This is a genomic window from Candidatus Saccharibacteria bacterium, from assembly GCA_017983775.1.
Classification (GTDB): domain Bacteria; phylum Patescibacteriota; class Saccharimonadia; order JAGOAT01; family JAGOAT01; genus JAGOAT01.
The window spans coordinates 17,287-27,249 of the sequence record JAGOAT010000009.1 but is presented as its reverse complement, the minus strand read 5'-3'; the positions used below and the strand labels follow the sequence as shown (position 1 = coordinate 27,249).

Sequence of the window (9,963 nt, the reverse complement as noted above, 5' to 3'; positions counted from 1 at the left end):
TAATAAAGCATACTATTTAGTACATCCAGAAACAGGAGGTCTTGCAAATGGTGTAGGTTTGCATATTGTATACCAAGGAGAATTAGAAAAACGAACTAAAGCATTAAATACTCCTACAATAAAAGACAATAGATTATCTTGGGGTTGTATAAACGTAGACGAAAAAATATGGGACGATTCAATAGCTCCTATAGTAGATAATGGTTTAGAGATAATAATTACTAGAGATAATAACACTATATTATAAGTTTACTAAACGACTTATGTATTAACAAGCAAAACTTAGCAATGTAGCTCCAATATCCTGTATTATTTCAGAGTATCTTACCAAGCAAGTACTTCTATTAACTTATGGTATTAAAAATATTATCCATACCCTTACCTTCTACAACTAACTCATAAAGTCCATCCTTTGTATGTTGAGCTCTGAATCCCTGCCTCAAATTATATGGTTCTCCGAAAACCGGTGTACTACTTGGTGAACCTAAATATGGCTTTGGTTGTACTCCATTATACCTGTCAAAATACAAACCAAAACTCTCTAAATATTTCAAGACGTTATCATCTAAGATTGCAAACCATAAACCGATGTCATGGTCTAATGAGTATACATTAAGTCCATAGAATAGACCCAAAATTATATAATCGGATATTCGTTCTCTAGATTCACTATCCCCCCTTCTGTAGCCCTTTATAATACCTATTGTTGCTATATCCAGACTATTGATTCCTATTCTTACTAGATCATCCGCACTACGAATCTTTTGATCATCAATCAATACCTCCTCTTGTCCCCACCCCCTACCGTCATTGATATTTGGATTCAAGAAAACATCATCTAAACTGATCATACCTGATCCGGGTTTATTTTCAATTAATCGCATAACACCAACTGGAAGATTGCTTACATTGTCTATTATAATAACAAAAGAGCTTGAATCTTCATATGGTCTATAGACATCTTTCATAAGTTCAGGCGTATTTGTCGAAAATCTTTCTCGAAATACCCTACACTCTATTGTTCTAGCAACATTACTTATACTGTCACTGTCTTCAGGACTTACTACCAGCAAAGAAAATGGTTGGATTTGTTCTTCTTTACCTAGGAAATAATCTCCCAGAATCTCTTCGATCTGTACGTCTGTAAGATCATAGTTATAAACTACTAAACCTTCTTTTGAAGCATTCTCACCAGAGATAGTCATATAGCTAAAATTCCTTAACTTCTATTCTAGTTGTATCAAAGTATTGACCCGTAAACTGAACTGCACTTTCTACTAAAAAGGGTTTACATGTATATATATCTACACTGAAAAATAGCCTAGGCTGCTCCCACGCATAAAAATGGGCTCCTGAAGTCTCCCAATGAATCCAACCAGCCCATCCAAATTTGTCTGATCTATGTGTAACTGGACTCAATAAAGTATGCATATCCAAGACATCAGATAGTCTTGATAAATAATCCTTTATATCATTATCCTCAACGGTTTTGGAGGGATATCCCTCTAAAACCAACCTCTGTCTATAAATATCTGGCGCTAAATCTTTCATGCTACAAACCCTAGTAATATGCTTAATCACCTTCTAGACACTAAATGTAGTATACTACATCAACAATAAGGCATCAAGTCTACGTAAAGTACCACCCCAAATGCAACTAACAGCAAATCTCTGCTACTCTCATCCTAGCATGATCAGGGTCTTGATTGTAGTACTCAGTAAACTGAGCAGTAGTCATCATACTGGGTAACCCCATATGCCAGCGTCCATTGATATAGTGATTAGTAGACTGGTCTGCTTGTAACTGTAGGTCAATGAGGTTATTAGGATCATAATGATCTAGTTTGAAGCATTCACTTCTTAAAGACTTATTAAAATTCTAAATATGTGATTGTTCATTCTTCTTGTAGGGGCGTGAATACCTATGATTAGCTCCTGACCTATATACAGCCTCTCTAAAGTCTGTCTGAAATTCTGAACCATTGTCAGACTGATGAAGCTTTGTTTTACCATAATAGCTACTATGTAATCTAAAGATCTTTGCTCCTGTAGCCATAGTAAGATCTAGGGCTATTTTTACACTAGGTTCTTTAGTAAATACATCTATGGCAGTATAGGCATATACACCTCCTCCAAGATCCAATGTATCATGCTCTACTACTTCTCTTGGAGAGTAAGCTTTTACTATTGCTTGATGCTTGGTGTATTTATTGATTCCTACAATAGATCTAGTGAGTCTCTTGTGTAAATATCTATATATTGTTGAGACTGACATATTGATCTGGTGGTTTTCCTGAAGTTCTTTACGGATCTTAGCACCACACCAACCAAACTCACTCCTGATATTGAGGATCTTTTGGATTAGGTACTCTGGAGTTCTTGATCTAGGTCTACGTTGTTTAGAGGTCTTCCTTCTTCTTAGGAATTCTTTAATACCTAATAATCTAATTTGATCAATCCACCTGTAGATAGTAGCCCTGTGTTTATTGAGGCTCTTGGCTATTAGACTGACTCGGTACTGTCAACCCCCAGTGTGTATCACCTAGAAGGATAATACTGATTTAGATACTGGAATATATTTTCATGGTACCTCCTTTGTGATTCAAAACTATTAAAGCTATGGTCATTAACCTTAGTTCTTCTTCTGACCTCTCTGAATTCTCTTTCTAGTAGATTAGTAGACCTGATTTGTTTCCAAGTATCTTGTGGAAATTGGAAATAGGTCAAGCAATATTCAAAATTGTGCCTTAAGCTTGTAATTGCTCTTTCTTCTTTCTTGTACCATTTCTTAGCGATATCTTGGGCTACTCTTGTAGCCTCCTCTACTGAATTAGTATTACTGATTAACTTAAGATCCTCTGCCATTGAAGCTTTGTGTTTATGATGGGTCTTGGTAAGAACTTGTCTGAGCTTATGAACTATACAATTTTGTAATGGTACTGATCCAAATACTTTGTCTACTGCTGCTTTACATCCTCTACTATCATCCATAACAATTAACTCTAGGTTTTTACCCTTAATCCCTCTTCTTTGAAGATCTCTTAAGAGAGTAAGCCAACTATCACTATCTTCAGATCTGGCTAAGGTAAATCCAACTATCTCTCTATCTCCATTGATTACAGCTTGAGCCCCATATTCCTCCCCGCCTTGTAAGGTATCCAAATCAAGATCAAGATGATAAGATTCTACACCATACTCCTGAGCCAAATCTTGACCTAGTTTACCCTGACCAGAGCCTATATCAAGAATACTCAATCCAGCCAATCTAGTACCAATATCCCTAGGGATTAAATGGTGAGTTTGAGCAAGGTCTCCTAATGTTCTATCATTATAATAGCCCCATTTTCTTAACCCCAACATTACCCTCTTAGCCAAATCCAACTCCTTCCTACCCACAACGAATGGATTCTCCGTACCAATACCAAGCAATTCACGGTAGAAATCAGCATAAGACCTGATGACTCTCCAGCAATACATTGAATGTGCATCTTGTCCTTTGACATTATCCTTATAATCGTGCTCCATGCCTATCTAGACTGAGGTTGTAAAATATTATTAAAGAATTGTGACATAAAGCTTGGTGAAAAATATCTACCTTCTTCTTGTGGCGAAGAAACTTCATCACAGATAAAACCCAAACAAACTCGTACAAATTTCAACTGAGATGGGTCTTTTATCTTGATTATTTCAAATAAATGTTCACGAATAGATACAGTTTCTTTCACCCTTGGCTCATGATTTTCATCTAGTCTTACAAAAATACCCTCTGGAATTCCTTCTGGATTAGCAATGGTAATAGCATTCCTCTTACCATAAGGCTTAACTACGGCTATCACACTATCCTTCACTTGTAACAATTGTGGATTCCGATTGTGAGAGGCAGGACTAGACTGGTTGAGATCCTTGATAAATTTACAGAGGCCTCTATCAGCCTCAACACAATCATGATATCTTGCACTGTTTATCCCCTTATCCTGCAGCCATTTAAACAACCCCAAAAGATCATCCATGTCCTCAAGCAACTCTGGATTATCCAGACATTGGAGCATAAATTCAAGATCTCTTGCAACATCAAGAGGCCGTGGGGTTGCCTTATAGGGAAATGTGACTGAACAACTTGGATGTATTTTGCGGCAACACGATCTGTCCTATCATAACATAGTAGCTCATTCATAGCTGTATTATACAATTATATGCATTAAATTACAAAGATATCCAGTAGTAGTCAAGATGCTATATAGAAATATCCCTATAGCCGCCCAAAACAAAACCTGTTCGCTTGGGGTGATAGATTATAGATCTAGAATTGTTGTTATTGTGATAAATCATATATGTAGATAGGATGAGAAGTAATAGTGACAGTTATGTACCGTAAGATACAGTCAAAGGTATGGGGTTTTGTTTTCGGGGGTATAGTATCTCACTATCTGGGCTGATCTATTTTTGTGAATAATAGGAAATGTCAGTAGAGATGGATCCCCCGTATTGTCCTATGAACAATCGGAGGATGACGAGAGAGGAGGGGTTTCGGAGGATGACCCACCTCGTCATTCTCCAAGTCTCCCTCCCCCTACATCATATTCCAAAATCCCTTAGGGATTTATGAGATATCCAGCACTGGGTCTATGAGAAAATACAAAACAACCTTGAAGATTAAAGGTCACTATAATCAGGAGATACGGTGAGCTGAAGCTTTTGTAATATACTGATCACGAACCTCATTCCCCTATCAAAACCATCTGGGTCAAGATTTTGCATTTCTGTAGCCAGCCCTTGGCAGGTTTCTATAGTTGTGAGCAGCCAACCAGGATTAATGTCCATACTATGAGGGTTGTTAAGCAAATTGCCTATTAGGGATTTCGCAGTCTGAATATTATTATTAAGTATCAACCTTGTAGCCTCTTCACCAGTAGCATTGCGGTCAAGTGGTCTAGTTTCTTGTTCACCACACCACTCGTTATATATAGATAAAGGATCTTTACCTCCGAGATCAACTCCATCTGCATCAAATATACAGCATACTAACCCAACTCCAAACATAATTCCTAATTTATACCCCTCTATGTAAGTCTGCTTATCACCCCACTCATCATCCTGGACTGATTGTGTATTAAACATAGAACTGACAAATTCTAAATCCTGATATACTAACCGATTAAGAACATCCTTACTCCTGAATCCGTTATAGGCTCTTGCTATCCTACCCTTATTACCCCCCTCAAAGAAGTCCTTAATATCTTGATCCTTTAATGGAGGGGGTAGACTTGACTCAAGATCTTTATTATATTCCTCAAAACTAGTATCCAAATCTATTACCTTGATACCACCCATAGACACAGCTGTACCTAGCATTTCCGGATCGTTAAATGTCAAAGTTGGGTTACCATCACTATCCAAGCCCCTATATACCAATAATCGTTTCCCTTCTGGGTAACTATATATAAAACAGAATTCTTTTGCGTCACCAAGCGCAGAATCTTCAATAGCAGTGGCTAAGATTACACCATATTCAATTACACCAGATGTTAAGTCCTTATCTGAGCCTTGGATAATAATATACTTAGGGTCTAGATTAGGATCTTCTGGTATATTATTCATCCTGGCAATAAGCTGTGTAGTTTGATTAGATGAAAGTACTACCATAGCGGAAATTTTTTCCCCGCCTGTATCACCCTTCCTTCTTTCCAGCATCCTAAATCCTCCCTAGATACTCCCTCAGAGCATTGGCAATCGTCGGATCTTTGAGACCTAAGCCAATCTGAGCCTGAATCAAGCCTAGCTTGTTTCCACAATCATACCAATCACCTTCAAAGTCTAGGGCGTATAGTATTCCACCTTCCTCTAGATACCTGGCCAGGGCATCGGTATGATATAGCTCTCGATTATCTACTGACTCCATCCCCGCAACTATTCTCAATACATCCGGTGTCAAAATCATCCGACTTTGAGCGGCAATATCAGATACAATGTCCCTTATATCCGGTTTCTCAACAATACTCTTGACCTGGATTACTCGATTGTCAATCTCACTACCAACTATCATTCCTTTGCTCGGCATTACTGAGTGATCAACTCTTTTGGCAGCTATCACTGGATCACCATACTCTTGATAAACTTCAATCAATTGTTGTAGTGCTGGAACTTCAGAATCTACTATATCATCCCCAAAAAGTACTGCTACAGATTCATCTTCACCCACAAATGGCAAAGCGACCTTCAATGCATCCCCCGGTCCCCTTTGTTCACCTTGACGCAAATATGCAAAAGTTGCCATCTCAGATATCCCACGAATTTCTTCGAGTAGTTCTAGCTTGCCAGACTGACGAAGCTGAGCCTCAAGATCACGGTTTCGATCAAAATAATCCTCCAGAGGTCTTTTATTGCTTGAGGTCACAAATATTATCTCCTCAATCCCACTAGCAACTGCTTCATCAACTATATAATGGATGATTGGCTTGTCAACGACGTGTAGCATCTCTTTTGGGCTAGATTTGGTGGCAGGCAACATTCTGGTGCCATAGCCAGCAGTCAAAATAATTGCTTTCTTGATAGGACGCATTGTCATGCTATTTTCCCTGCTCATTATCCTCCTTAATCTTTACGATTGGAAAAAGTGTTGCCTCTCGTATTGAAATATTACTTAAAAAACTAAACAGTCTCTCGCTCATTCCGAAGCCACAGGTAGGTGGCATACCATATTCTAGTGCCCTAACGAAATCTTTGTCATGCATCTGCGCTTCACTATCTCCACCATCTCTGAGTTCAGACTGCTTGATAAACCTTTGTTCTTGATCAATTGGATCATTGAGCTCACTATAACCATTGCCCAGTTCGCTACCTGCCAATATTACCTGAAATCTTCTGACCGTTCCAGGGCGGTGTTGATTGGACTTAGCAAGAGGTGAGACAGCTTCTGGGTGTCCTATCAAGAATGCTGGCCCACTAATCTCTTTGCGAACCTGCTTCCAGACAATATCGATCAAAGTCTCGCGCGCTGCCTCAGGCTCAAATCCAACCTTTCTTGCTCTCAGCCAATCCCTGATCTTAGATAGTTCACAATTAATCACATCCAGCCCAGACACTCGCTCAATCTCGGTCAAATAATCAATCCTCTCCCACTGATCGGCCAAATCAAATCTGTGCCCATAGACTTCAAAATCCGTTCGGCCAAAAGTATCCTTGGCTACCTTGATATAGAGTTCTCTCACTAGCTCCATTCCTTGTTCTTCATCTGCATAAGCTTGATAATACTCCAGCTGAGTATAATCCTGAAGATGCTCCCGACTCATCCCTTCATTACGAAAGATTCTACCTATCTCATAGGTTCTCTCAAACCCAGCCACCATTAGCTTCTTCTGCCAAAGCTCACCTGCTGATATTCGCAAATAGACATCTTCATCTAAGGCATCATAATGGGTGACAAAAGGTGTAGCACTTGCTCCACCAGCTACAGTTTCAAGTACTGGTGTCTGTACCTCGATAAATCCTCTATTGTCCAAGAACTCTCTAATCGATCGCCAAAACTGAGCTTTTTGATAAAAGCGTTTTCTGATCTCTGGGCGCATTAGGTCTAAATAACGCAGACGATATCTGAGCTCTTCATCCTTGATACCATAATGTTCACTAGGTAATGGCCTAAGTGCTTTGGTCAAAATCCTTAGACGTTTCAGCTTCAATGATATTTGACCTTTCTGGGTCTGAAAAACTTCTCCATAGGCTTCAGTAAAATCACCTACATTGATCAGCTCCAGTATACTCCAACTGTCTGATTCGACTTCTGAAGCCGAACAAAATAGCTGGATTTTGCCAGATTGATCCTCAAGATCGATAAAGTTTAGCTTGCCATGACCACGCTTACTAACTACCCGACCTGATAAATAAATAGACCTACCAGCTAATTGGTCGAAGTCATCGATCACAGTTTGGTTGGGATAATCCTTCTGGCTATCTGCTGGATAAGGATTAATACCTTGATCAATTAGGCTCTGATAGTTCTCTTTGTATGAAGCTAGTACTTCATCTTCTCTACTCATATTTACCTCTACTTTCGGCTAGACTAGATAAATAATTTGCCAATTGATCAAATTCAATTGTCTGTTCCTCGCTTTGATCATTAAACTTCTTGCGCAAGCTAATTGTTCTATTATCTTGATCTTTTTCACCAACGATAATTTGAACTGGTATCTTATCCTGTTCAGCTTGCCTGATCTTCTTACCTAGTGACTCTGCCCGATCATCGATCTGATAGCGCAATTGATTTGCCTTTAATGGCTGTTTCAGTACTAGATCCTTAAGCACCGATTCAATCTCCCTTACATAAGCTTCTGCCCTGTCGGTTACTACCAGAATTCTGACCTGTTCTGGTGCTAACCAAAAAGGTAGATATCCAGCAGTCTTTTCGAGCAAGAAACCAATAAATCTCTCAAAAGATCCCATAATAGCCCGATGAATTACAATTGGGATCTGATCTTGATTGTCCTGATCGGTATATTTAAGACCCATTCTCTCAGGTACCAAGATATCGATTTGACTAGTAGCAATCGTATCCTCCTTGCCTGTCACATTGCGGATCTGAACATCAAGTTTTGGACCATAAAATGCGGCCTCTCCCTCGACTTCAACAAATTCTGAACCGGTTTCGACCAAGGCTTCCCTGATCTGATCAGCAGCATACTGCCACCTGTCTCCACTCTCAGCAAACTTATCCTTACCAAAATCTGGCAAGGATAGCCTAAACCAGTAGTCCTCGATCTCAAATTCTTGATACACTGCCGAAAATAGTTCGATTACTTTGATAAACTCAGCTTTGAGTTGATCCGAGGTGACATAGATGTGGGCATCATTCTGGGTGATTGGTCCTCGAACTCGAATCAACCCAGTTAGTGTTCCTGATAATTCATAGCGGTAGAGTGGACTAGCCTCTGCTAGTCTTAATGGCAAATCTCGATAACTCTGGACTAGCCGCTCATAGATTTGATGATGGTGTGGGCAATTCATTGGCTTAAGATAAAATCTATTACCTTCCTCATCTACTTCAGTAGAATACATATTGTCTAGATAGTAATCAGCATGACCACTGGCCTGATAAAGAGCTTCATGAGTGAGGACTGGCGTTGAGACATATTGATAGCCTCTCTCCTGCTCCATCTGACGCATATATCGGATCAAAAGATCTTTGAGCTCTTCCCCTCTTGGTAGGAGTAATGGTAGACCAGCTCCTACCTTATCAGAATGCATGAAGAGTTTGAGTTTTTCACCCAATACCCGATGATCTCGCTTCTTGGCTTCTTCAAGTCTTAGAAAATATTCCTCCAGTTTCTGATCATCTTCAAAGGCTACTCCATAGACTCGTTGAAGCTGGGGATTTTTACTATCGCCTCGCCAATAGGCTCCTGCAATCCTAGTCAGCTTGAATTTGCCGACCTTGCCAGTACTGCTCTGATGGGGGCCTCCGCAAAGATCAATGAACTGGTCGTCCCCTGTAATATAAACACTTACTGTGTCTTTACCCTGACTAGCCACTTGACCAACCTTGGTAGTACCCTTGTGCTCTAAATCACCAATCAAGTCAATCTTAAATCTCTGGTCTTCAAAAAATTTTTTGGCTTTTTTGAGATCCCAATCTTGCTGGTTAAATTCCAAATCTGCCTTGATAATCTGATGCATTCTCTTAGTAATCTTCGCTAGATCTTTTTCTTGCAATTGCTGACTATCTGGCAATAATACATCATAATAAAAACCATCCTCAATCACTGGGCCAATCCCCAGCTCCGTACCTGGCCAGAGTTCGATAATTGCCTGAGCCATGATATGAGCTAGGCTATGACGCATCGGCATTAGGCGTTCTTGCTCTGATTGGTGGTCTTTGATTGATTTCATAATCTGTATTTTAGCATATCTATCACCTGTAGGCACCCTTAAGCCCTCCCTTATCCCCGAATCAGAACTTCATAATTACTCTTT

General features: G+C 39.6%; 10 protein-coding genes. 1 reads left to right on the top strand and 9 read right to left on the bottom strand.

What is annotated here, in order from left to right:
* Positions 1-247: hypothetical protein (locus tag KA531_01820; GenBank protein MBP6005620.1), on the top strand; the 247-nt coding region annotated here is incomplete at its 5' end.
* A 97-nt stretch (positions 248-344) separates the two neighbouring features.
* On the opposite strand, the gene KA531_01815 is transcribed toward KA531_01820, so the two are convergent.
* From KA531_01815 to thrS, 9 genes are all read right to left on the bottom strand, one after another.
* On the bottom strand, positions 345-1,205 hold the full coding sequence (locus KA531_01815) for a hypothetical protein (GenBank protein MBP6005619.1): 861 nt from the start codon (positions 1,203-1,205) through the stop codon (positions 345-347).
* 4 nt (positions 1,206-1,209) lie between these two features.
* Entirely contained in the window at positions 1,210-1,551 is a 342-nt protein-coding gene (locus KA531_01810) for an S-adenosylmethionine decarboxylase (GenBank protein ID MBP6005618.1), read from the bottom strand.
* 328 nt (positions 1,552-1,879) lie between these two features.
* On the bottom strand, positions 1,880-2,275 hold the full coding sequence (locus tag KA531_01805) for a DDE-type integrase/transposase/recombinase (GenBank protein MBP6005617.1): 396 nt from the start codon (positions 2,273-2,275) through the stop codon (positions 1,880-1,882).
* 263 nt (positions 2,276-2,538) lie between these two features.
* Entirely contained in the window at positions 2,539-3,525 is a 987-nt protein-coding gene (locus KA531_01800; protein ID MBP6005616.1) for a transposase, read from the bottom strand.
* Positions 3,526-3,527: 2 nt separating this feature from the next.
* Positions 3,528-4,049, bottom strand: a complete 522-nt coding sequence (locus tag KA531_01795) for a hypothetical protein (protein ID MBP6005615.1) — start codon at positions 4,047-4,049, stop codon at positions 3,528-3,530.
* Between the two features lie 604 nt (positions 4,050-4,653).
* A complete protein-coding gene (locus KA531_01790; protein MBP6005614.1) occupies positions 4,654-5,691 on the bottom strand; it encodes a hypothetical protein in 1,038 nt (345 codons plus the stop codon).
* 1 nt (position 5,692) lies between these two features.
* On the bottom strand, positions 5,693-6,583 hold the full coding sequence (locus tag KA531_01785; GenBank protein ID MBP6005613.1) for a UTP--glucose-1-phosphate uridylyltransferase: 891 nt from the start codon (positions 6,581-6,583) through the stop codon (positions 5,693-5,695).
* Positions 6,567-8,033 (bottom strand): lysine--tRNA ligase, encoded by a 1,467-nt coding sequence (lysS, locus tag KA531_01780; protein MBP6005612.1) that lies wholly within the window; start codon positions 8,031-8,033, stop codon positions 6,567-6,569. The genes KA531_01785 and lysS overlap by 17 nt, the downstream gene beginning before the upstream one ends.
* A complete protein-coding gene (gene thrS / locus KA531_01775) occupies positions 8,026-9,879 on the bottom strand; it encodes a threonine--tRNA ligase (protein MBP6005611.1) in 1,854 nt (617 codons plus the stop codon). The genes lysS and thrS overlap by 8 nt, the downstream gene beginning before the upstream one ends.
* Between the last annotated feature and the right edge of the window lie 84 nt (positions 9,880-9,963).